At 41.7% G+C, this 24,864-nt stretch carries 14 protein-coding genes; 6 read left to right on the top strand and 8 right to left on the bottom strand.

The features are described 5' to 3' along the window. Positions 1-10 precede the first annotated feature (10 nt). The 8 genes from H6G69_RS17300 to H6G69_RS17335 all read right to left on the bottom strand — a co-directional run bounded on the left by H6G69_RS17300 (position 11) and on the right by H6G69_RS17335 (position 16,980). On the bottom strand, positions 11-1,657 hold the full coding sequence (locus H6G69_RS17300) for a PfaD family polyunsaturated fatty acid/polyketide biosynthesis protein (RefSeq protein ID WP_199336080.1): 1,647 nt from the start codon (positions 1,655-1,657) through the stop codon (positions 11-13). Between the two features lie 225 nt (positions 1,658-1,882). Beyond that, positions 1,883-5,179, bottom strand: coding sequence for a type I polyketide synthase (locus tag H6G69_RS17305; protein WP_190689653.1), 3,297 nt, complete (start codon positions 5,177-5,179; stop codon positions 1,883-1,885). Between the two features lie 96 nt (positions 5,180-5,275). Next, positions 5,276-6,652 (bottom strand): polyketide synthase, encoded by a 1,377-nt coding sequence (locus H6G69_RS17310; protein WP_190689655.1) that lies wholly within the window; start codon positions 6,650-6,652, stop codon positions 5,276-5,278. A 255-nt stretch (positions 6,653-6,907) separates the two neighbouring features. Next, entirely contained in the window at positions 6,908-8,638 is a 1,731-nt protein-coding gene (locus H6G69_RS17315; protein WP_190689659.1) for an SDR family NAD(P)-dependent oxidoreductase, read from the bottom strand. A 145-nt stretch (positions 8,639-8,783) separates the two neighbouring features. Next, positions 8,784-14,123 (bottom strand): type I polyketide synthase, encoded by a 5,340-nt coding sequence (locus H6G69_RS17320; protein ID WP_190689663.1) that lies wholly within the window; start codon positions 14,121-14,123, stop codon positions 8,784-8,786. A gap of 333 nt (positions 14,124-14,456) precedes the next feature. Beyond that, positions 14,457-14,735, bottom strand: a complete 279-nt coding sequence (locus tag H6G69_RS17325) for a hypothetical protein (RefSeq protein WP_190689666.1) — start codon at positions 14,733-14,735, stop codon at positions 14,457-14,459. A 253-nt stretch (positions 14,736-14,988) separates the two neighbouring features. Next, entirely contained in the window at positions 14,989-15,153 is a 165-nt protein-coding gene (locus H6G69_RS17330; protein WP_190689669.1) for a hypothetical protein, read from the bottom strand. A 489-nt stretch (positions 15,154-15,642) separates the two neighbouring features. Further along, positions 15,643-16,980, bottom strand: coding sequence for a ParB N-terminal domain-containing protein (locus H6G69_RS17335; RefSeq protein ID WP_190689672.1), 1,338 nt, complete (start codon positions 16,978-16,980; stop codon positions 15,643-15,645). Positions 16,981-17,652: 672 nt separating this feature from the next. On the opposite strand from H6G69_RS17335, the gene H6G69_RS17340 reads away from it, so the two are divergent. The 6 genes from H6G69_RS17340 to H6G69_RS17365 all read left to right on the top strand — a co-directional run bounded on the left by H6G69_RS17340 (position 17,653) and on the right by H6G69_RS17365 (position 24,839). Beyond that, a complete protein-coding gene (locus tag H6G69_RS17340; protein ID WP_190689675.1) occupies positions 17,653-18,858 on the top strand; it encodes an ABC exporter membrane fusion protein in 1,206 nt (401 codons plus the stop codon). A 156-nt stretch (positions 18,859-19,014) separates the two neighbouring features. Further along, positions 19,015-20,193 (top strand): ABC transporter permease DevC, encoded by a 1,179-nt coding sequence (gene devC / locus H6G69_RS17345; protein WP_190689678.1) that lies wholly within the window; start codon positions 19,015-19,017, stop codon positions 20,191-20,193. A 90-nt stretch (positions 20,194-20,283) separates the two neighbouring features. Beyond that, positions 20,284-21,285 (top strand): NAD(P)-dependent oxidoreductase, encoded by a 1,002-nt coding sequence (locus H6G69_RS17350; protein WP_190689681.1) that lies wholly within the window; start codon positions 20,284-20,286, stop codon positions 21,283-21,285. Between the two features lie 161 nt (positions 21,286-21,446). After that, positions 21,447-21,914, top strand: a complete 468-nt coding sequence (locus H6G69_RS17355) for a DUF2141 domain-containing protein (protein WP_190689684.1) — start codon at positions 21,447-21,449, stop codon at positions 21,912-21,914. A gap of 141 nt (positions 21,915-22,055) precedes the next feature. Continuing rightward, a complete protein-coding gene (locus tag H6G69_RS17360; RefSeq protein WP_190689687.1) occupies positions 22,056-23,315 on the top strand; it encodes a glycosyltransferase family 2 protein in 1,260 nt (419 codons plus the stop codon). Positions 23,316-23,579: 264 nt separating this feature from the next. Further along, the gene (locus H6G69_RS17365; protein ID WP_190689690.1) at positions 23,580-24,839 is read left to right on the top strand and encodes a glycosyltransferase family 2 protein; all 1,260 of its coding nucleotides are present in this window, start codon (positions 23,580-23,582) and stop codon (positions 24,837-24,839) included. The last annotated feature ends 25 nt before the right edge of the window (positions 24,840-24,864 follow it).

The following is a 24,864-nucleotide window of genomic DNA, read 5'->3' on the forward strand; positions in this document are numbered from 1 at the left end:
CCTCTTCCAATTATTGACAAACTTCGGGACGATACTGAGTGTAGTAATCAGGTATTTGCAAACCTTGAATTTTTAAATTTTGGATGCGATATAAAAATGCTGCACCCTGCATAATCTGGTCAGCAACATCCACAACTGAGCGATTTTGAGGTTCAGCTAAATAAGAACCGCGCACCCAGTCATTAAAACCACCCATCGCCGGGCCGCACCAAATTTGATAATCAACTTCTCGACCTTTTTCACCAGCAGTAGACCAACGAGAAGATAAGCCTAAATACCAACGGAAAATCAAAGCCATCTTCAACTTAGGATTATTCACAGCTTTACCCAATTTTTCAGGATTTTTCTGTGATAAATAAGCAGCCGTTCCTTCCCAAGCCTCAGCAATAGTTTTCCGAAAAACTTGTTTTTCTAACTTCTCTTTTTCTGCCGCAGGGATTTCTTCAATTGAGTTATAAGTGCGGTACAATTCGTACAATTTTTGCGCTCGCATCGGGAACATCGTACCCCGTTTTAGCACTTGTACTTTCACACCCATTTCAAACATATCGCCTGCGGGAGCCATAGTTACATCAGCCATTTCTGCTTGTGCTAATAGTTTTTTAGTATGCTCACAAGCACCAGATTCAACACAAGCTTGATTGATGGAACCAGTAACTACATAAGCAGCACCCATCATAAAAGCTGCTAAGGTTGATTCTGGGGTCGCAATTCCCCCGGCTGCACCAACTCTAATTGGTTGGGAATAATGATATTTAGTTTGAATTTCATCCCTTAAAGCAATCAATGAAGGAAGCAAACAAATCAACGGACGGTTATCAGTATGACCACCAGAATCAGCTTCTACAGTAATATCATCAGCTATCGGCACTTGTTCTGCTAATTTTGCTTGTAACCCAGTAATTAATCCTTGTTCAACTAATTCTTTGACAATTTTAGTTGGGGCTGGCTGCATAAATTTACTCGCAACTTCGCGGCGAGAAATTTTAGCGATGACCTTATTTTTAATGATGATTTGATTGGCATCATTTAAACTTAACCCAGCCAGCCGATAATAAACAATATTGGGTGTTAAATCTAAAAATGCCGAAGCCTCTACCACCTTCACCCCATATTTTAAATATAAATCCACAGCCCGACGTTCAATCGCCATATCATTAGGGCTATGAATTAAATTAAAACCGTAAGGGCCATTGGGTAAAGCTTGTTGAATTTGTTGAATTGCTGCTTCTATTCTTTCGGGAGGTAAACCACCTGCACCAAAAGAACCTAAAATTTTCTCTTTTCCTAAAGCAATCACCATTTCTTCAGAAGCAATACCACCAGCCATTGCACCAGTCATATAGGCATATTTCACTCCATAACAAGCGAGAAAACTAGGGTCGCCTAACTGTTGTAGAGAAATTGGTGCAAGGGAAGCGATTAATTCTAATTGGGAAGTTGTATTATTTTCAACAGGATATAAATATCCTTCATTTGTAATGCCGATTTTACCTGCAATTTTGATAAGATAGCAAGGTTTATCTAATAGAAGTAATTTATTTTTAATGGCTTGCTGTTCAAAGGATATTGTTTCTAAATTGCCTTTCCAAACAAGATTATGATTGTAGGTATAGGCGGAGAATCTTAAGCCATTATCTTGGGTGCTGAGTGGCATATCGAAGGTCGTCACAGTAGTTATCCCTCGGATTGTTAATCTGTTTTTGTTATTTCACGCAGAGACGCAGAGACACGGAGATAATTGAGTGTTAAATATGTGGTTGTTATTGCTTCTTATTCTTTGCGCCTTTGCGCCTTTGCGCGAACATTTAAATTTAGGAAAGGTCTAAGAATAAAGTGTTAAATCTTTATCCTTAAACCATGAGGTAACGTGCATTCAAGCTTATTCTTTGAGCAAATCTTCCGCGCAAACTAATTGCAATTGAATAATTTCACGCATCTGCTGACTAAAATCTTGCCGTGCTTGTAAAAAAGCTGTATGTGCTTGAGTTATCCGAGCATTATTAGCATTCAGCTTTTGACAGTGAGAGGTATTTAACTCCAGCATTCTGATTAGGGTATCTAAATCTTGATTGGTAGCATATGCTTGTGTCGGTGTGGCGATTAACTCAGAAGATTCTACTTTTTCTGCTGCTGTAAAACCGTGTTCAATGATATTTTTCATGGAAACTTCTGCATTTTGCGTCAGAATTTCACCGCCTAAGATTTTATGAGTATCTTGCAGCGATTTGATGATATCAATTTCATCAGGCAATGGTATATTTGAATGCAGATTTTCAGCTTGAATACCTTTTGCTTTCCCTGGTAAATCTTGGAAAAGTTTGCGGTTTTCTTCAGTCAAAATACTGGCAGTTATTGATTCACCACCGACGGTAACAGTGCGTAGTGTAGCTTTATTCTGTTTAGGCGCAGGTGTGAGATTGTAGAGTGGAGATAAATCGACAGCTACGCGATGGCTGAGAAGTTTTGCTAGTGCTTTGACAATGGTAGTGTGGTCATCCATACCCCGACGATTGAGGGATACGGTGATATGGTCTTTGTCTTCGAGAATTTTATCAATCCAGCGTGAACAGACACCACCCGCACCAGCTTCGATGAAGATTCTCGCGCCGTCGTCGTGAAGGCGGTTAACTAGGCGAGGAAAGTCTAATTGTTGGCAAAGTCCGGTGGCGATGCTCCGAGCGATCGCACCACTCTCCAGTACAATAGGCTGATATTCAGCCGCAGAATAAAAGGTGACACCTGCTAGATTCTGGGATGGCAAAGTATTTAATTTAACTAACTCCCCGTACTCCGATCGCATCGTTTCACAGTGGATAACGTGATCGAAGGGAGCCACGAAAGAATTACAACCTAAGGCTGCAATGACTCGCTTACAGGCGGCTGGTTCACCAGCAATTAAGACTTCTTCCGGTGTATTAATTTGTGTCAAATAGACTTGCGGCTCGTTTTTGATAGCTTCCTGCACTTGTTCAGGACTCGCCATCAAAACGAAGTTACCCCAAAAATTCTTGTCTGAATTATCTGTGTTTGGTAAGCCCCAAAATTCGCGCACCGCATTTTTCGGGCCAGATAACCTATTGCCAAACAACGCCGAGGAATTGAAAGAGTTACTACCTTGGAAGAAATCATTCCAAACTCCTTGGGCTACCATCATGCTGGTTTCACCCAAGCTGTAACCAAATACATACTTCGGCTTGAGTTGAAAGTCATCACAAATAACTGTGGTGAGCAGTCTGGTAAAGAACATTTCCGCTTCAAACATCGCTAGGGAATCATCTAGCAATTGCTTTTCTAGCGTCTCTAGCTGTCTGAGGGATAACTTACTCAAACTTCTGGGAAAAACTCGTAGTTCTACATCCGCTACCCGCTTGTTTAGACTCTTCACCATGTAGTCGTTGAAGATTCTGGGAAACAAGCGGAAGAGATTTCGACCCATACCGACATAAGAGTTCACCGCCGCCGGATACACATAAGCAATTTCGCCATGCTTTCCTAGAGGCTTGGGAGTGAAATAACTACCTATAGGTGTTTGCCAGTCTGTGCCTTTTTCAAACGCCGTTTTGACACCTTTACGCGCCGACTCAATTTCTTTGAGGAGTTCTTTTTTATTCCGTCCGTTAATGGCTATGGCGTATTGCGCTTGGGGGTTAGCTTTGTATGCAGCAAAGGCTTGACTCGCACAGTCTGATAAAGAAGAACTAGCTTCAATGCTCTTTTGCAAACTATCTAGAGCCGCAAAAATACTCTCCCTGTCGTTAGCTGTTATCGGGAACAGATGATATGGCATTTGCTCCAGATATCTGCTAGGGCGTTCTTCTTGTGTGGGGTCTTCCGAGATAATCACATGAGCAAAAGTACCATCACAACCCAGACCGTTAATTGCAGCTATCCGACGGTCAGAGTCTTTACCCAAGAACCAAGGACGAGACTCTGTAGCTACATAAAAAGGACTTCCTTCCCATTGTTGTGGTGTTTTCACACCAGACCAGTTAGGAGTAGCAGGAATATAGCGATAGTAAAGACACAACGCTGTTTTGATTAAGCTGGCAATTCCCGAAGCTACTTGAGTGTGTCCGATATTTGCTTTGACGCTACCAATAGCACTGTGCAAACCATGACCTACTGATGGATATGCTTGCAATAAACCTGTGATTTCGGTTTCGTCTTCTTGGGGAATACCACTGGCGCAAACCTCTACATATTTCACCTGAGAAGGTTGTACACCCGCACTATGAAAGGCTTCGTTAGCTGAATTGACGAGAGATTGTCCGATACTGATAGCATCAATGGTGGCATAAATGCGATCGCCATTTTTCTGTGCCACATCGTAGCGTTTGAGAACGACTACACCCGCACCTTCACCCACATTCCAACCGTTGGCTTTTTGGTCATAACTCAACGTATTGACACCCGTGTTAATCTTGGCTGTTTGATTGCGTAACAATACATTCTCTACACCACCAGCCAAATCAACAGCACCAACAATGGCTGCGTCTGCTTCACCAGTCATCAATAGCATTTGGGCGACTTCCAAAGCTTTAAAAGCCGAAGTCTCTACAGCCGTGAGGGTGAAAGCAGGCCCGGTAAAGTTCCACAGCGAAGAAATGCGACTCGCCATGATGTTGGCGATGTAGCTTAAATACTCACCAATTTCTACTTGTTGGTGAACGCTATCTTTAACGATGGTTTCTAATTGAGCAATCTTTTCTGGTGGTAAGGTAATTTCCGCCGCGTTCAAACCATCTTTGACTTGCCAAGACAAATCCCATCTTTGCTGTAACTGGTGGACAGATAACTCTGTTTCAGCCGCAATAATTACTGCGACATTACCACCTTCAGGTAGGTTTGCATCTTTGATGGCGCGTTCTGCAACCTTCAACAGTAATAGTTGTTGGGGGTTGAGTTTTTCGACTTCGTTAGGAGGAATTTTATAAGCTAATGTGTCAATTTCAAAGTCTTTGATATATGCTCCGACAGGGGGTTTACCTTCAGCTAAACCGTAGTCTTGGAGTAAGTCTTTTTGTTCGTTAATGCCATACCATCTTTTTTCAGGTAGAGGTATGAAGTGTTGTTTACCGTCATAAATACTACGTTCAAAAGCATCTAAGTTATTGCATTCGCCGAAGAAGGCATCCATGCCAATAATGGCAATTTTGTTTTTATTATCTTGGGTCATTATTGAGTACCTAAACAGATATTTTTTTGTCTCGCGCAAAGGCGCAAAGGCGCAAAGAGAAGAGAAATAACTTTGTAGACTTATGCAAAAATCTCTTTACTTTGTGTCCTTTGTGTCCTTTGCGGTTTTTTCCAAAATAATGTGTGAGTTAGTTCCACCAAACCCAAAGGCACTTAAAGCTACACGTTTGGTTGAATTATTGTTAGGCCAAGATGTTGTTGTTTTAACAATGTTTTTAGGAGAAATAACTGTATTTGCTGCACCGATGGGTTCATCCACATTAATTGTGGGTGGAATCACACCATGATTCATGCTGTAAATTGCTTTGGTTAAACCCACCATTCCCGCACCTACTAACAAATGACCAACATTTGATTTAGCAGAACCTACTAATGGTGATGCTTGATGTTCCCCAAAAAAGCTTTCTACAGAATTACATTCGGTGGTGTCGCCTAAGAGTGTGCCTGTAGCGTGACACTCTAGATAATCAATGTCTTTCGGGCTGAGTTGGGCTTCTTGATAAGCTCGTTCGTAAGCTAATGTTTGTCCTTTGGCGTTGGGACTGAGTAGGTGTTTGCCTCTACCATCGTTAGAAAGTCCGTTACCGCAAACAGTAGCAAGAATATTATCGCCATCTCTGACAGCATCACTGTAGCGTTTGAGAACTACCATACCGATGCCTTCGGAGGTAATTAAGCCGCGTGATGCTTTATCTAGAGGACGGCTAATACCGTTTTCTGGATATCCTTGAATACCGGAAAAGAGCATTCGTAAGAATAGAGGATCGGAACAACTAATAGCACCAGCCAGCATTAAGTCGGTTTTGCGTGTTTGTAAGTAGTGCGATGCTAGTTTGATGGAGTAGAAGGCTGAGGAACAAGCTGCATCTATACAAAAGTGAGTGCCTGATAATGAGAGAGATTGAGCGATGAGGGCGGCGGGTAAACCGGATATCATCGCGTTGTAGGGCGATGGCTTGATGGTTGGGGGTATGGCGGCTAAATGGAAATCTTGGTCTTGGATAAGTTGAGCGATCGCACCATCAATTGTGCGGCGATAAATGGGGGATAATAATTGATTGGAAAGTTTTGTCGGTAGGGAGAGGGTTCCTAAAATTACGCCGCATTTGGCGAGGGCTTGTTGATTACCTAAATAGCCGCTATGTTGGACTGCTTGTTTAGCTGCGTAGAGTGACCATTTAAAGGTATTATCTAAGCTATTTACTAAGGTTGGTGGTAAATTATATTCGCTTGGGTCGAATTGAAAGTTGCGAATAAATCCACCTTTGAGGAAGTAAATTTTTTCCGGTTTGCCTTTAGCAGAGTCGTAAAATATTGTGGGATCAACACCAATTTCGGCGAGTGTAACTTCTGAGGTTGAGTTTTTTTTGTCGGTAATATTCTGCCAAAATTGTTCGGGATTGTTTGCGTCGGGAAATAGGCAGGATATACCAATAATGGCTATTTTTTCCACTGTTGTTGTCCTCGTTGGGTTGGGTTTTCAGATTTACGGTGTTCCCCGGAGTGGAAAGGATTTGTTTCGCGCAAAGGCGCAAAGGCGCGGAGAGTGGGGATGTCTGTTTTCTCAGAGTATTTTTTAACGAACCACAGAGGCGCAGAGATATCAGAGAAGAGGAGAGTTATGAGTTTACTATTGCTATTTTAAACGCAGATAATTCTCCGCGTAACTTTGCGTTTACCTCCGCGAGCCTCTGCGTTTATATGTTAATTATTTATTCATCATTCTCATAGGCCAAATTACTGCTTTGGCTCCGAGGATACGGGAGTAAATTTTACCTTCACGGTCGTGTATATAATAGTCGGAGGTTACACCTGTGGCTGTTTTTGCTTTAACCTCGCAAGAAACGTAGAAGATTTCATCGCAAGGTAAGGCGCGGAATTGTTCGGAGTGAGTTAGTTGTCCTGGTAAGCAAATTTCTTGATGGAAATGGTTTAGCCAAACCCATAAGGGTTGTGTGCTTAAATCATTACAATAAGGGTTGTGCCAATTGATAGGAAATTGCCCTTGTTTTTGAGCAGAAATTGATGCCCAATAGCATTCGGCGGTGATTTTTTCTGGGGTAATGTTGATTACTCTGGTGATTTTTTGGAATGCTGGGCCGTGGAATAATGAGGAGCTATCTTTTTGATAAAAGTCTGTGCCAGTGGTGGTGATGATGTTATCTTCGGTGAGGTTTACTGATTCGTAAACTGGGGCTTCTGGCATTTTCCGCACGATTTTGATTTGGGCGCGGAAGTGATAATGGGTTTTGCCTTCGGGTGTTTTACTTAAGATTGTGGTTTGTAATTCGACAAATTCCGATTCGCTTTTGGCAAGTTCTTGAACTTCGAGAATGTGTTCGCTGACGTTGGAATTAGCAAAGGTAATTCCTTTGAGAACTTTAAATTCTTTACAACTTAAATAGCGATAACCTGGATGCAATTCTTCACAAGCATTAATCATCCAAGACATGGCGCAGGTTGCTGGTAATACGGGGGAACCAGCGATGACATGATCATATAAGAAGGGATTTGCTTCTAATACAATGCGGCGACGAATGCGGTAGCTTTTAAGTTCTGCATCTAAGGGTGCGGGTGGGCGAATTGTGGGGCTACCGATAACTACTTGAGTAGAGTCATGGTGGGCGGGATGCAGTTCGTTGACCAACATTTGTGCGCCGATATCAATGGGTATAATATCAATTCCCCGTTCGGCGAAGGCTTTTTTGAGTTCTGGTGTTACCATCCCGCTATCCCAACCGCCCCAGTTGATTGCAACTACGTGACAATTGGGATGCTTTTGTTTGAATAGATGGGCTGATTTGTTGAGAATTTCGTTAGCGATCGCATAATCCGATTGCCCAATATTCCCGTAAAATCCAGTTACGGAGGAGAACAATACTAATTGTTCTAGTTGATTGGGGTTAACGCAATTCAGTAAATTTTCTAGCCCTTGAACTTTGGCGGTATAAACTTTTTCAAAGTCTTGGTCGGTTTTCTTTTCAATTAATTTATCGGCTAAGTTACCAGCACCGTGAATAATGCCAGTAATTGCGCCAGTGCGTGCAACTGTGGCTGCTAGTTTTTGTTGTAGTTCGGCAACATTTGTCACATCAGCACTCAGATATTCAACTTTTGCGCCTGCTGCTTGAATTTCTGCTATTGTCTGTTTAATTTCGCGGCTAGAAGCAATTTTGTTATATATTTTCTGCACACTCATGGGTGTAGGCTTCTCACCTTGCGCGAGCAGATTTTCCATGATGCGTTTTTTTAATGCAGCATCTTCAAAACAATCTTTGGCGAATTCTGGTTCGTTTTCTAAAATTTCGGAACGACCGAGAAGGATAAATGTGCAAGGTTGTTGTTGTGCAAGTTTTTTAACGCAGAGGGAGGTGATTCCTTTCGCACCACCACTGACGAGAAATACTGATGAGGAACGAACCTGAGTTGCTGTTGTCATATTTGTTTATTGAAGATTTAGAATTTAAACCGCAGATGAACGCAGATGGACGCAGATGATTTGTTGATGAATTGGGGAGCATTTACACTCCCCTAAACCTTTTGCGCCCTTCTTTCTTTGCGCCTTTGCGCCTTTGCGCGAAACTTTACTTAATAGAAGCCTTCAACGTAACTCGCCCTTGAGAACCGTAACCCACTTCATTGATATAAAGATTCGAGTCACACAGTTCGGCAATAATATGTTCAGCCGACTTTTGTGCATCTATCGCCGGACTCAAATCAATCGAGCGAGCGAATACTTTTGGCCATTCCCATCTCAGGGTTTTGGTAAGTCCGAATAAACCACCTGCGATCGCTCCATAATTGGTATTATGCTCTAACCCAAATGCTCCATCTAAGCGCACGACTGTTAGGAAGGAACTGCGAGTATAATTGGCGGTTTCGGTAAGAGCTTTCTTCAGGTGTTTAGCTACAAAGAAGATGTGCTTAACTATCGCTTTGTCCTGTTCTACAGCCTGGGGATGGATGTGAATGAAGCTGCCAATTGTGCCAATATTAGTTGCGATCGCGGATAATTTATGTTGGAGTAATTCTTCACTCATATCTGCGAGGGTGATACGTTCTACACCAGCAGGTAAGGGTGCTTGTTGAGCGATGATGGCTTGGGGGAAGCTTAATACTACTACTTTCCAACCGCGATCGCACAGTGTTTGGACTAGGTGGGAGGTGGTGAGGGAGCCATCATCTGTGATTAAGCAGATGTGTCCCTCTGGTAAACTGAACTCTAAGCTGTCGGGTAGGGGGAGGATTTTTAGTTGCGCGGGACGACGCGCAACGTTTTCGATTACTTGGACTGGCTGGAAGTTCCAGTTAGAATCAGGCTTTTTTTTTTCACCCGCAACTAGGCGTTGCAGATACTCAACTATTTGACCGATGGTTCGCAAATCACCTAAGTCTTCGACGTTGGGTTTGGGTAGGTTGGGGTACGTTTCTTGCATTGCTCCCAGAATTTCTACCCGTTTGATGGAGTCGATACCTAAGTCCGCTTCCATGTCCATTTCCAGTTCCAGCATCTCGACTGGGTAGCCAGTTTTATCGCTGGTGATGGCTAGAAGTGTTTGGGCGATATCTGCGTAATCGGTGGTATCTTCTACAGTTTCTACAAGTGGAGTCTCAGCAATTACTACTGGTTCAGGTGCAGGTATTACAGGCACAACTGGCATTTCTGGTGCGACTGGTGCGGGTAACACTGCAACTCCGACATTAGCACTTCCAGAAGCATTAGATTGCAGATATGTAATGATGTCGCCGATGCTACGTTTTTCTGCTAGTTCTTCTAAGTTGGGCTTGGGTAAGTTAGGATACATTTCTTGTAAGCCACCCAAGATTTCAACTCGTTTGATGGAGTCAATACCCAAGTCGGCTTCCATGTCCATCTCTAATTCGAGCATTTCGACTGGGTAGCCAGTTTTATCGCTGATAATAGCCAGCAAATTTTTGTCTAAGTCAGAGACATCAACCGCAGGCGCAGCTACAACAGGTGCGCTAACTACAGCTACAGGCTGAGGTGCAGGAATTGGAACAACTGGTGCGGGAGTGAAAGCAACAGGCTGAGGCGCAGGTGCAACTGCTACAGGCTGGGGTGCTGGTGTTTCAATTACGGGTGCAGGCGCAACTGCTACAGGCTGGGGTACTGGTGCGACTGGTGTTTCAACAGGTTTGTGACCATTACCGTTACCATTGCCATTTTTCGCTACAGGCTCAACTATTGGAGTGGGTGCAACAATTTTGGTGGTTACAGGTACAGGTGCATCGCTGACAGAGGTTGGTTCAACTGCAACACCACCAGCAATCAACTGTGAATATTGTTGCTGAATGAGATTGAAGAAGTTTTTAGCGTATTCTACCTGTTCCAGAAGATATTGTTCATGGATGCGGAGGGTTTCACCTTGTTGGTTGTGAAACTGCATCATACTGCGTTCTACACCTTCCATCACCACTAGCTTCAGTTGCGCTACCTCTTGGGAAGACTTGGCGTTAGCGAACAAAGCGTTTTGCTGCTGCATCAGTTGGAAGAACGCTTTGGTATATTCCATCTGATGGTTGAGGTACTGACCGTGAGTTTGTAAATTATCAGATTGATTCTTCTGGAATTGGGTCAGCAGGTACTCTAAGCTTTCTAGCATTCGCTGGTAATTTACCAAGTTTTCAGGTGTTGGCATATCAGTTTCCTGGGCTAGTTTCATATTGAGTGCTGAGTGCTGAGTGCTGAGTGCTGAGTGCTGTACACTGAGCGAAGTCGAAGTGTGAGTATTGAGTGCTGAGTGCTGTACACTGAGCGAAGTCGAAGTGTGAGTGCTGAGTGTTGATTCTGGTGAAGAATTCTCAGTCTTTTCTTCACTTGTGGGCGGAATCTCTTGTAACTGGTCTTTCAACTCAGCACTCAGCACTTTCAACTCAGCACTTTGTAAAGAAACCTTATGTCCACTCTCCAACGCTTCTTTAAAACCATTTCTAGTTTTTTCCGAAACGTAGTTAATCCCGTTGAGACGCACACTCAAAGTTTTCTTCTTCTCAGCAGGTAGTACAGGTTGAACTTGATAAGGGTCAAGATTCTTCAACTGCATCCCAATGACGCGCATTTGTACTGCTGCTTCCCGCAGAGAACGATCGCTATTCTTCTGAGTGCTAGGATTCAAAGCGATGGTAAGATGAGGGCGATCGCCTAAAATATCCTTAACTAAGTTAGTCAGAATTCTCTTCGGCCCGAATTCCACAAAGCAAGAACCACCAGCCGCGTAGATATTTTCAATTTCCTGTTTAAACAACACCGAACTTGCGAGGTGAGTTTCCAGGATGCGCTGCATTCCTGCGGGGTCTTGGGGATAAGGCTTGCCAGTAACATTGCTGAAAACTGGAATTGTAGCAGTATTAAATTTGACTGATTTAGTAGCGATCGCAAAGGACTTCTGAGCAAAAGCAATCAGTGAAGTGTGGAAGGCGGCGGAAACAGGCAACGGTACAGCCGCATATCCCTGTTCTTGCAAAGTCTGACGCACTTTAGCGATTTCTGCAGTTGGCCCTGCCAACACTACCTGAGTCGGAGAATTAAAGTTAGCAATGGATACTTGCGGATAGTGCTTCAGTATTGGCTCGATTTTGTTGATGTCTTCTTTGACAGCCAACATTGTACCAGCGTCATGGTCTGGGTCTTCTGGTGCAGCCATCGCTTGACCACGAGATTTCACCAAGAACAAGTAATCTTGCTCACTCAATACACCCGCAGCCCACAATGCTGTTAGTTCCCCAAAGCTATGTCCGGCGACAAAATCAGATTTGAAACCAGCTTTTTGCAGGATGGAATACAACCCAGCACTGAATACACCAATTGCAGGTTGAGCGTATTCTGTACGTTGTAGTGCTGCAACTTGAGCGTTTTTCTCTGCTTCTTCAAAGGTTGGGCGAGGGAAGACAATTTCTGAGAGAGGCTGCAAGTTATCTTTGAGCAACAAGCTATCCATGTAACCATGTAACCGTTGCATTTGGGGGAAGTTCATCACCAATTCCCGACCCATTTCTAGGTATTGGGAACCTTGGCCAGAGAACAGGGCGACAACTTTACCGCCTAATTCCATTCCAGAGGCGCGGTAGTAAATACCTTGGGGATGTTCCCAAGATGCGGCTGCACCTTTGAGTTTCAACCAGTCAATGCTGATTTGCAGCAACTTGCAAGCTTCTTGTAGGTTCTCAGCGACAAAGCCAACTCTCGCCGCAGTTTGAGGAATTTCAAGAGATTGACTATCTTGCACCAACTGAGAAAAGTGTCTGTCGCCGCCTTCTGATTGCAACTTCCATAAATCTGCTTCACACTTGCTGAGTAGTTGCGCTGGGTTAGCCGCAAACAGCAGAATTTCTTGGGGTGTGCTGTGTATGCGGTAAGGCTGATTTTGTCCCGCTTCGTATTCTTCTAAAACGACGTGGTAGTTTGTCCCACCAAACCCGAAGGAACTTACACCCGCACGTCTTGGCGCGTCGCCTTCCGCACGTATCCAAGGTCTGGTTTCGGTATTGAGATAAAATGCCGAGTTGTTAATGTCGAGTTTGGGGTTCGGCTCGGTAATGTTAATAGTTGGCGGTAAAATTTTGTGATGCAGTGCCAAAGCAGTTTTAATTAAACTTGCCGCACCCGCAGCCGCTTTGGTGTGTCCGATTTGGGATTTCACACTACCCAAAGCGATATGCTGCTTTTTGTTGTCGTATTGGCTAAAGAAGTCTCTTAAAGAACCGAATTCAGTCGGGTCGCCTGCCATTGTACCAGTACCGTGGGCTTCCATCAGACCGACGGTAGCAGGAGAGAACCCAGCATCTTCGTAAGCGCGGCGCAAGGCTGTTACTTGCCCTTCTTTACGAGGTGCATAAATACTCTTGTAGCGGCCATCGCTAGAAGTACCGATGCCTTTAATTACGGCGTAGATTTTATCGTTGTCTCTTTCTGCATCTTCTAGACGCTTGAGAACAATCATCCCGATACCTTCACCCAGCATCATCCCATCAGACTTAGCATCGAAGGGTTTAACACTTTCACTGGGAGAAACCGCCGGGGTTTTGCTGAAGGAGATATAAGCCATGATGGTGTTATCTGTATCCACACCACCAGTCAGCATCATGTCGGCGCGATGTTCGATTAGTTCACTGATAGCTAATTTCAAAGCACCAAAGGAACTAGCACAAGCTGCGTCAACTACACAGTTAATTCCGCCGAAGTTCAAGCGGTTGGCGATGCGTCCAGCCACGACGTTAGCCAGCATTCCAGGGAAAGCGTTTTCATCCCACTTAACATAAGCCGCTTTGATTTTGTCAACAATCTTTTTGGTATCTTCGTCAGACAAACCACTGCTTTTAAGAACCTTTTCCCAGATAGGATATTCTAAGCGTGCAGCCAGTGGCATTCCCAATTGTTTAGCCATCGCCACACCAAGAACTACCCCAGTTGTTTCGCGGCTAAACTCACGAGATTCACCATAGCCAGAATCTTCCATTGCTTCTTTTGCAACTACCAAACTGAGTAATTGCGAAACATCAGTTACTTCTAAAATGCTGGGCGGAATCCCAAATTCCATTGGGTTAAAATCAACCTCTGGAATAAAACCACCGCGCTTACAATAAGTTTTATCTTCTGGGGTTCTGGGGTTGGGGTCGTAATAATCTTCTACGCTCCAGTGGGAAGAAGGAACATCAGTAATACAATCGATTTTGTTAATGATATTTTGCCAATATTCCCGCAAATTTCTGGCTTTCGCAAATAGCGAAGCCATGCCCACAATAGCTATAGGATTTTGTTGCAATTGTCTGTTAAGTTTGTTAATCGACATTGGTTTGTCTGTCGTCATCTTTTTTTCCTCTATATACCGAATCAAAGTTTTTTCACAACTGTTGATCTGGGCTTCTAATTCCGCCAAAGCAGTATCAATTGAATAAGCAGACATAGGACATAGACAGTTTTAATTACTGTGGATTGTGAAGCTACAGTAGTCTTTGTTACCCGTCAAAAAGTATCTGTCTGTTGTGACAAGCAACTAGCTATCCTATGTATGAAGGCTAAATGCTTTTTTCCTAACAAACACTACACAATACAAATAGAGGTGAAGAATTAAGTTGGTAGGTACAAATGTTATTTGTCATTTGTCTTTGGTCATTCGTCATTGGTAAAGTAGAAATATTTACGTTCTTTAACCTAGTTATGACGTTTTCCACCAACTTATTAAGAATGAAGCTTTTCATACTTCATACTTCATACTTCATACTTCATACTTCATACTTCACACTTCACACTTCTCTTGATATTGTGGTAGCAAGTCAATAACGTTGTTGAAACTGGTAAAATAATCTTGAAGCGCGTTAGCAGCTTGACCAGTGAATTCAAGCCATTCGTAATGGTAGAAGTTTTGTGTGATTGTATCCTGCTGGAACAATGGAAACTTAGGAGTAGCTATGAGGACAGAAACGCTTTTTTCTCCCAAGCTCGTTTGATTATCTAGCTTAACAGCAGCAACGTAGCTGGTATTAATGACAACGTTCTGTATCTTGATAAATGCCATAGCCAGTTTCAACGTCCAGGATAATATATTGTACGGAATTCGACCCAGAAAAGCTGACAAGTTCGTTACCGAAAGAACATCACCTCTACTTTAAATTTCACAGTAATTTGCAGAAATTAATCAACAGTTACAAGGTGATAGTGATGCGACTTTGTATAGTATGTTTCTCATCTTCAAGCTTAATAAATGTGTTCCGTTTCCGTTGGGCTTTGAAGAGTTGAATTAATAAAAAGAATAACACACTTCACATAAACTAAATCATTTCTTCAAGGGATTTTAAGAAAAAAATCCGGCTTTTGATAGATGGCAATGTTAAACACAACAGAGGATTTAAGTATATTTGCAAACTCATATTTGGTGATTGTGCATTTACGCGATCGCTCTCTCGAATCCAACTATAGCTTAATTTTCTAGCCATTAGCACCATCAGCATATTCAGTAGATAATTCATAAGCAAATACATGGGTATATATCTGGTATTTTCAACGTAGCATCATAATTTGATTCGACTTTTTGATGAATTTTTAAAATAAGGCAAAAAACAACACCAATAAGTTAGTAATCAGCAAATATTAAAATTTTAGAAAGTACAGTATAAACAATATTTTGATGACATTTGACAAATTACAAACATTTGAGTGTTGAAATGTATATCTGCTAAAAACGTTACAGAAAATGAGGTGTTCCAGATCCCCGTGGGGTGGGACGGACAGCCCGCCCTAAATCTAGGAAGGGTGAGGACACCCATCCCACAAGAACTAACTTTTCATTAATATTTAACGGTAAGTAGTAAACAGAATTAAATTTAAGGCTCATCAGAGAAAACTGTTTAATATCAAAAGCTCCTCCTGCCTTCTGCCTCCTGGTCACTGAGCGTAGCCGAAGTGTGCCCCCTGCCTTCTACTTATCAAACACTCACCATTTTTTTTGCTAACTTGCTAGTCAATTGCTGCCAGCGCATCACGCCGCGATTAACTAATTGCTGATTTTCATCGCCAATAAAACAGATGCGTCCCAACCTTTCACAAGTAGCCAATATTTCACCATTCCCCATAAATGGCGCAATGATAAAATTATTGGGACTGGTGTATAAATTTATTAAATAATTAACAACACCTTCTATACCTTCTATGTGAATTGGTGATTGGGGTTTAGCGATCACATGATGTGAAAAAATGCCTATATAAAGGTTATTTACTAACAACTCATATTGAAATGGCATTTTGTTATGTTTGTAAAAATCGTAAATTTGTCCTTCAGAACGGAGGACAGCTACAACCCTGGCTTCGTCTACTAAATAATTATGTTGCCATGTAGAGGATACAGTTGCGATCGCCAGTGCTGCATCTGAAGGTAACAAATTCCGAAACTGTGAAGTGTAAGTATCGCCACAATAAACCAAATGTCTTCCCAACATCCATTCTTCTCCAACTTTGATGGCGGGTTCTACATTGGCTTTTGGTTGCTCAATTGCTTGTTCTACCTGGCGTTGCACTTTTTTGATGGCTAATTTTGCTTCTTTCTCCGCCATAGCACTTTTAAAGGCTGATATCTGTAACTCTTTTTGCTTTTTATTAGCTTCTGCAATTAATTGTGTTTGCTGGATAATTGCTGGTTCATCTCCCTGTTTTTGGGCTAATTCCAAAGCTTTTTGTGCGGTTTCGGCTAAACTGCGTTCTTCGCTACCAGCCCTGGCAATTTTCAGTAGTATTGTAGGACTGTCAGCTAGAGATGTACCTTTAATCATCTGTTTCACATCTGGATGGATACTTTTAGCGATTTGCTTTCCATGTTGAAAAGTGCGCTCAGAGTATCCAACTTCCTTCGCCAATTCGATAGTCCTTTTAGGTGGTGAAATGGTTGCACCACCTTTGAGGGTATGTTGGTTATCTCCCGCTTTCGCCCGTAACCCCATCCGCTCTAAAATCTGGTCACGCTCTAACCACAATTCTGAACGCTCCAAGGGTTCTAACTCATTGCGAATAAGGTTTTCGTCAATTTCTGCCAGCCGCGCTTGGTCAGCATCTTGATAGTTAATAACATTACATTCGATGCTTTCTAACCCCAAAAGCTGACAAGCGGTGAGGCGATGTAAACCAGCAACCAAGGTCAAATTCTGATCTACTGTGATGGGGTTGAGTAAACCATTGGCTTTAATTGATTCTTTTAACTCACTAACTTTATGAGCATTAACAGGACGGCGGTTAGCACCTATATGAATTTGATTGATAGCAATAACAGGCATAATTACCATTTTTATATAAGTTCAGTTAAAACAACCAAGATAACACGCGAATTCAAGTTCAAACATTTTATTTAGTGAGTTTAAATCTAGAATTTTGTTCCTGAAATTTATGACGATATAGAAGGCAGAAGCCAGGAGTTAAAATTCTTACTATTCCTGGTACTTGTGTTTTTTAATTTTCCTCACCTGTCTGACAAAAGCTACCTATAAAATGTGTTTGTAATTACACAATTTTGGTAACAAATAATCAGGAAATCCTACTTTTAATTTTTTCCTATTCCCTATTCACACCCGCAGGGCTGAGTCATTAAAACCTAACTTAAGCAATGTCAATTGGTTGACAATAGTAAACAACTTTGCAATAATTGAACACAGTTTATCCAAATTTTCTAAACGCTTCATTTGAGAAAATTTAAATTTTTGGGTTAGCGTTATCGTAATTTAGACTACTGGATTTGATAGGAAATTAAGTTAAAACTGAGAAAGATTTAGAGTACAGCCTTCTGTTAGTTATCCGCACAATTAATTATCAAGATTGGTGTAAAGGCGTACAACAAGTATGAAGTATGAAGTGTGAATTATGAAGTAGAAGGAAATTTTCAGACTTCATTTTTCTACTTAATTATCAGTCATTTCGGCTGTTCCCTGGCATAGCACGATTGGAATAAAAATATGGCACTAAAAAGATACGGCCACTTGTTTACAAAACCCTTGAGTCGGTGGCAAATAATTTTGGCAGCTTCTATTACTGTAGCTGTGGCTGGGCTAGGAACTTTTTACACTGTTGCACCAAAATCAAATCGTGTTGCAGTGCAAACTACTCAGGCGACAACACCAAAACCCGCGCCTGTAAAAGTTGCAGTCACCGCTTTAGGACGTTTACAGCCAGAAGGTGAAGTTACTTTTTTGTCTGCACCTAATTCTATCAACGGTGTACGTGTGGAAAAACTGTTGGTCAAAGAAGGAGATGAAGTCAAAGCTGGGCAGGTATTGGCGTATTTAGAAGATTATGACCGCGCCACAGCAGCCTTACAACAATCTTTAGATAAATTACAAGTTGCCAAAGCTAAATTAGCACAAGTCAAAGCTGGGGCAAAATCTGGAGATATCGAGGCGCAAAAAGCCAGCATTGCGAATTTAGCATCTCAATTAAAAGGAGAAGTTGCCACACAACAAGCAACTATTAACCGTATCAAAGCGGAAGTTGATAACGCTCAAAAAGAAAACGATCGCTATCAGCAATTATACAAACAAGGTGCGATCGCGGCGTCTGTCGCCGACAGCAAAGCCTTACAACTCAAAACCACACAGCAACAACTTACCGAAGCTCAAGCTGCTCTGACTCGTACACAAAACACCCTACAAGACCAACAAAAAGAAGCGCAAGCCAGACTCAGCAGTATTAAAGAAGTGCGTTCTGTAGATGTTGAAGCCGCGCAAACAGAAGTTAAAAGTGCTGTCACAGGAATTAAACAAGCCAAAGCTGACTACGAATTAACATACATTAAAGCTCCCATTGACGGTAAAATTCTCAAAATTCACGCCAAAACTGGCGAAGTTATCAATACTTCTGGTTTTGCAGAAATCGGTAAGATATCGCAAATGTATGTAGTTGCAGAAGTGTATCAAACCGATATTCAAAAAGTACGTATAGGTCAAAAAGCATCTATTACCAGTGCTGCATTTGCTGGAAAATTGCAAGGAACTGTGAAAGAAATTGGTTGGCAAGTTGACAAACAAAGCATTTTTAGCCTCAACCCCAGGTCTGATACAGACCGCAGAATTGTTGAAGTCAAAATCTCTCTCGATAACCCCGCAGATAGTCAAAAAGTAGCTCGAATGACAAATCTGCAAGTGGATGTATCTATTCAAATTTAGTCAATAGTCAATGGTCACAATAACCAAGAATATAAGAATTCAGAATCTCAAATCTAGAAGTCAGAATTGATCAGCAATACTATGAAAATTCATGTATAGCAGACGCTGAATTCTGATTCCTGAATTCTTACCAAATAACAAATAACAAATGAATCCATGAATTTCAAGATTCCTTTAGCATGGCTACAGCTTGCCCAACAAAAGATTCGTTTTGTCGTTGCTGTAGCCGGAATTGCCTTCATTGTGCTGCTAATGTTTGTCCAGCTAGGGTTTCAAGATGCACTGTATTCTAGTGCAACCGCCGTTCATCAAAGCCTACGCGGGGACTTATTTTTAGTTAGTTCACAATATAAGTCTTTAACATCTAATCAAAGCTTTTCTCGCACTCGTTTATATCAATCTTTGGGGTTTGATGGTGTTGACTCTGTTAGCACTATGTACTTGCAATTTGCCAAGTTAAAAAATCCTGTCAATGGCGAGAAATATTCTATTTATGTGATTGGCTTTGACCCAGGAAATCCGGTACTAAATATCCCAGAAATTGAGCAGAATTTGGACAAGCTCAAAATTCCTGATGTTATGCTATTTGACCGCGATTCTCGTCCAGAATTTGGGCCAATTGCTGCGAATTTTGATAAAGGAGATACAGAACAGACAATTGAAATCTTTCCTTTTGATGGGCCAATTGGCTATAACGTGCGAGTCGGGGGATTATTTAGCTTAGGCCCTTCCTTTGGTGTAGATGGAAACTTAATTGTCAGCGACTCGACTTTTTTGCGGATAAATCCCAATACTCGCCCAGCCGAAAAAATTGACATCGGTATCATTACTCTCAAACCTGGTGCTGATAAAGAAAAAGTTCTCAAGAGTTTGCAAGCCAATTTACCGAATGATGTTCTAGTTTTTACTCGTCAAGGCTTTATCAACTTTGAGAAACAATATTGGGCTGATAGAACACCAATTGGTTTTATTTTAAACCTAATGTTAACAATGGCTTCTGTTGTAGGTGTAGTGATTGTTTATCAAATTCTCTACAGTAATATTGCCACTCAATTTATTGCTTATGCGACATTAAAAGCCATTGGTTATCCCAATTCTTATTTGTTAAAAGTTGTATTTCAACAAGCATTAATCTTGGCATTTCTCTCATATATTCCCGGATTTTTAACTTCCATAATTTTGTACGACTTTGCAATGGAGTCAACAAAATTACCCATCATGATGAATGCTACAAATGCCTTGATAGTTTTTATCTCAGCAGTCTTGATGTGTATTACATCTGGCGCACTGGCGATTAATAAATTGCGTTCTGCTGACCCGGCAGATATTTTCTAAAAGTATGAAGTATGAAGTATGAAATTAATTCAGGCTTTAGCTTCATGCTTCTATGTGAAGATTCAAACTTTAGTAAAATAATAACCCCTGATGAACTTACAAAACAAAACTCTCCTGATTACTGGGATTGATGATTTTATCGGGTTGCGTGCAGCCGAGTTAGCCATAGCGCAGGGAATGAAAGTGCGCGGGTTGCAAAGTTCTAGCGATCGCAAGATACCACAAAATCTCAATGTAGAAGCGATCGCGGGTAACATTACCGACCCAAAAATTGCCCAAAAAGCTTGTCAGGGAGTCGATATCGTTCTCCACACAGCACAACTTACCCAAGAAGCAGGCCCCATCAAAGAGTTCCGCGACATCAACGTTAACGGTACTCTCAACATAGCAAAAGCCGCCAAAAATGCTGGTGTTAAAACCTTCGTCCATCTCTCCAGTACGATGGTATATGGCTTTGATTATCCCAACGGCATAAGCGAAACTGGCCCGTTATCTGGCGATAATAATCCTTACTGTCAGACCAAAATCGAAGCCGAACAAGAATTGTTACCCCTCAACTCTCCGCCAGACTTTGGTGTGATTGTAATTCGTGCTGGTGATGTCTATGGCCCTGGCTGTATCCCTTGGATCATCAGACCACTTTTGATGATGCGTCAAAAGCTATTTGCTTATGCTAACGATGGTCAAGGAGTCATCAACCATCTATATATAGATAATCTGATTGATGCCATCTTTTTAGCCATTCAAAAAGAAGCTTACGGCGAAGTTTTTAACATTACCGACGGTCAACAAACTACCTGGAAAGAGTATTTCATGCGCTTGGCTGCAACTGAAGGTTTACAGACTCCGATGTCTGTACCCAAAGATGAAATCAAACTATTTCTCAAAATCCGCAGTCAAGGACAAAAACTATTTCGGAAAAAAGCTGATATTCTCCCAGAATCAGTTGATTTTATGACCCGCCCCTACGCTTATTCTATTGCTAAAGCCCAAACTGTATTAGATTACAAACCCAAAATTGATCTAGAAGAAGGCTTGCGGAGAACATCGGAATGGGTGCAGAAAACAGACATTCAAAAATTAGTTAAGTAGTGTAATCGGCTATCATTGACTTAATTTTTTTACGAACCGCCAAGAGCACCAAAGACGCAGAGTAAATAGTCCAGAGATTAGGTAGATACTTAGCGTACCTCCGCGTTAACCTCAGCGCACCTCTGCGTTAAAAGATAAACATTACCTCTTCATGAATCATCATGCGTAAAATTGCACATTGGTCTTACTTTGTACTTTCTTCTTTAATCAGCATTTATTGTATTAAACCAGTAACCGCAGAACAAACTGCAACCCTCACTATTGTCGTCAAAAATATTCGCCATCAAAAAGGTGATGTGTGCTTCCGCATTTACGCTGGCGAAAAAGGTTTCCCAATGAGCGATAAAAGTGAAGTCCAAAGTGGTTGTGCCAAAATTACAGGTAACACTGTAGTTAAAAAATTCACTGGTTTAAAACATGGTACGTATGCAGTAGCAATTGTTGACGATCAAAATGGCGATCGCAAATTAAATACAGACTTCTTCGGTATCCCTAAAGAAGGCTTTGGTATTTCTAAAAATCCTACTGTTTCTGTTCAAACAGGTACACCAAAATTTCGTGACGCTAGCTTTGTAGTTAACAAAAACACTAGCATAAATATAGTCATGAAATACTCTTTAGATCCTTAATAACTACTCTGGTTAAAGCTGGGTATATGGGTATAGGGGATGAAAAGATGGTTTGTAAATATCATCCGTTTTTATTTCCATCCCTACCCCCTTACACCCTCACACCCCTACACCCCTCCTCAACCCCTTTCCTCTAAATTCATGGAAGCTTTGACGATATTCCTGTCTAAGTCTTTGCTGAGTTGGCTGGCTATTCAGGTGTGTCTAGCGATTGTATTTTTGTTGTACTTGCACTTGGGCAAAAAAACAATATTATCAGATGAGCAACTACCCAAAACGGCGGTGATTCTTTGTTTACGTGGAGCCGATCCGTTTTTGTCTGAATGTTTGCGATCGCTTCTCACGCAAAACTATGCACAATATACTTTAAAGCTCATTGTTGATAGTCAAGCAGACCCAGCCTGGCAAATAGCCTCCGATACAATTCATCAGTTAGGAGCAAAAAACGCTGAAATCAATTATTTAAGAGTAATTCGCCACAATTGTAGTCTTAAATGTAGCGCACTATTACAAGTCATTTCCGAATTAGATGATACTTACGAAGTGGTGGCTTTTGTTGATGCGGATACAGTAGTTCATTCTAACTGGTTACGAGAATTAGTTAGTCCTTTATCTCATCCCAAAGTAGGCGCGACTACGGGTAATCGTTGGTATATACCCAGTGGTAAGTATTGGGGTTCTTTAGTGCGCTATGCAGGTAATGTCTCTACAGTTGTCCAGATGTTTTTATTTGGCATTCCTTGGGGTGGTACTTTAGCAGTCAAAACAGAAGTATTGCGCCACACAGGAATGCTGGATATGTGGGGAAAAGCTTTGAATGAAGACTTGATGATGCACAAAGTTTTGAAAAAACACGGAATGCAAATCAAGTTTGTCCCTTCTTTAGTCATGCTCAATCGAGAAGAGTGTGATTTATTAGGCTTAATCGATCATCTCAAACGCCTTTTTTTATACTCTCGACTTTATCACCCTCAATGGTTAGCTGTAATTGGTGATTTAGTTTCTAGTATTTTATTTCCGACTACAGTCGTTGTGTTATTGCTAATAGCATTGTGGGATGAACAATGGCAAACAGCAGCTTTATTGTTTCGCTCTTATAGCATCTACACTGTTGGACTACTCTTGCTCATGTTGGTATTAGAGTTAGGAGTTAGACCAGTAATCTTGGCGCAAGGTCAAACAGCTGCGAAATTATCAGTTGGCGCAATATTAAAAATGTTGCTTGTCGTCCCGTTGACACAATGGGTGTATGGTTTAGCTATGCTTGCTTCTTTGTTGAGATCCACTGTTAAATGGCGGGGTGCAATTTATCGTGTGCAAGGCCCTTGGAATATCCGATTAGTTGAATACCACGCCTATGATTTTTTGGATCAACCAGTAGATAGCAAAATATCTTTGTGAGAGGCTATTAGTCTGGCAAGGCAACTTTGCTAGGTGGTTGGCAGGGGAGCAGAGGGGCAGAGGAGAGAGTAATTTCCTTCCCCCCTGCTCCCTTGCTGGGGCTACACAGTAATTTTGGGTTGGTAAACCACTGGGGGGATCTAAAAGTCCAAAATCCTAACAAACTCTGTGTAAATCCTGCGTCAGTTGACTGTTTATTTTGTTGAGTCAAAAGAGTCATTTATGGCTCATGTTTCAGATGCAATTGCGTAGAGTTTATCAAACATGAATGAGTTGATAATATTTTTGTCTAGGTGTTTGTTGAGTTGGTTAGGAATTCAGGTGTGTTCTGTACTGGCGTTATTGTGGTGTCTATCTTCACAACCACAAGACCCATTATTAGATAAAGAACTGCCAAAAACGGCGGTGATTCTTTGTCTACGTGGTGCTGATCCGTTTTTACCAAATTGCTTGCGATCGCTAATTCATCAGAACTATCCTCAATATGATATTAAGTTAGTTGTTGATAGTGTCGAAGACCCTGCATGGCAAATTGCCCACGATACTATCAACGCAATAGGCGCAACTAATGTTGAAATAAAACCACTCAAAATAGTCCACAACACTTGCAGTCTCAAATGTAGTTCCCTTATCCAGGCTGTCTCAGAACTCGATGAGTCTTACGAGGTTGTGGCTTTAGTTGATGCTGATACAGTCGTGCATCCCAATTGGCTGCGGCAATTAGTTACACCTCTCAATAACCCCAAAGTAGGCGCAACTACAGGCAATCGTTGGTACATTCCAACTGGTAGGTATTGGGGTACTTTAGTACGCTACATTTGGAATGTATCGGCACTTGTACAAATGTTTCTCTATGGCATTCCTTGGGGCGGAACTTTGGCGATTAAAACAGCCGTGTTGCGTCAAACTGGACTGCTAGATAAATGGAGTAAAGCTTTTGGCGAAGATACGATGATTCGGAGTGTCTTGGGTAAACACAAACTGCAAGTTAAGTTTGTGCCTTCTTTGATTATGTTGAATAAGGAAGAGTGTGATTTACCAAGTTTAAGATACTGGTTTCAACGTCAATTGTTATCTTCACGCTTGTACCATCCTTTATGGTCGGCTGTAGCAGCTGATGTGCTGTTTACAATTTTGTTGCCAAATCTCTTACTGATAGTATTCTTTATTGCCTTCTTAAGTGGAGATGGAGATAGTGCGAATTTAGCTTTTAGTTGGTATGTTAGCTATATGCTGGCGTTAGTTATGCTAATTCTAATTTTAGAGTTAGCAGTACAACCAGAAATTCGCGCTCAAGGTCAACAGGTGACAAAATTATCTGTAGCCGTCATTTTGAAAATAGCTCTAGCGCTTCCCTTTACCCAATGGATTTATGGGTTAGCAATGCTAGCATCGTTTCAGATGCCTACAGTCCATTGGCGTGGCGTGACTTATCAAGTTCAAGGCCCTTGGAATATCCGACTGTTAGAATATCGTCCTTATCAGATGATAGATCAACCAAGCGATCGCAAAATTTCTCTCTAAACTGAGCATCACAAATGAATCTCTA

Source organism: Nostoc sp. FACHB-110, assembly GCF_014697425.1.
Taxonomy (GTDB): Bacteria; Cyanobacteriota; Cyanobacteriia; order Cyanobacteriales; family Nostocaceae; genus Nostoc_B.

Excerpts from the sequence above, each read along its gene's own strand:
- H6G69_RS17340 (WP_190689675.1), top strand. The coding sequence starts at position 17,653 with ATGGCACTAAAAAGATACGGCCACTTGTTTACAAAACCCTTGAGTCGG.
- H6G69_RS17320 (WP_190689663.1), bottom strand. The coding sequence starts at position 14,123 with ATGTCTGCTTATTCAATTGATACTGCTTTGGCGGAATTAGAAGCCCAG.
- H6G69_RS17335 (WP_190689672.1), bottom strand. The coding sequence starts at position 16,980 with ATGCCTGTTATTGCTATCAATCAAATTCATATAGGTGCTAACCGCCGT.
- H6G69_RS17365 (WP_190689690.1), top strand. The coding sequence starts at position 23,580 with ATGAATGAGTTGATAATATTTTTGTCTAGGTGTTTGTTGAGTTGGTTA.
- devC (WP_190689678.1), top strand. The coding sequence starts at position 19,015 with ATGAATTTCAAGATTCCTTTAGCATGGCTACAGCTTGCCCAACAAAAG.
- H6G69_RS17330 (WP_190689669.1), bottom strand. The coding sequence starts at position 15,153 with ATGGCTAGAAAATTAAGCTATAGTTGGATTCGAGAGAGCGATCGCGTA.
- H6G69_RS17305 (WP_190689653.1), bottom strand. The coding sequence starts at position 5,179 with ATGACCCAAGATAATAAAAACAAAATTGCCATTATTGGCATGGATGCC.
- H6G69_RS17300 (WP_199336080.1), bottom strand. The coding sequence starts at position 1,657 with ATGCCACTCAGCACCCAAGATAATGGCTTAAGATTCTCCGCCTATACC.
- H6G69_RS17355 (WP_190689684.1), top strand. The coding sequence starts at position 21,447 with ATGCGTAAAATTGCACATTGGTCTTACTTTGTACTTTCTTCTTTAATC.
- H6G69_RS17350 (WP_190689681.1), top strand. The coding sequence starts at position 20,284 with ATGAACTTACAAAACAAAACTCTCCTGATTACTGGGATTGATGATTTT.
- H6G69_RS17360 (WP_190689687.1), top strand. The coding sequence starts at position 22,056 with ATGGAAGCTTTGACGATATTCCTGTCTAAGTCTTTGCTGAGTTGGCTG.
- H6G69_RS17325 (WP_190689666.1), bottom strand. The coding sequence starts at position 14,735 with ATGGCATTTATCAAGATACAGAACGTTGTCATTAATACCAGCTACGTT.
- H6G69_RS17315 (WP_190689659.1), bottom strand. The coding sequence starts at position 8,638 with ATGACAACAGCAACTCAGGTTCGTTCCTCATCAGTATTTCTCGTCAGT.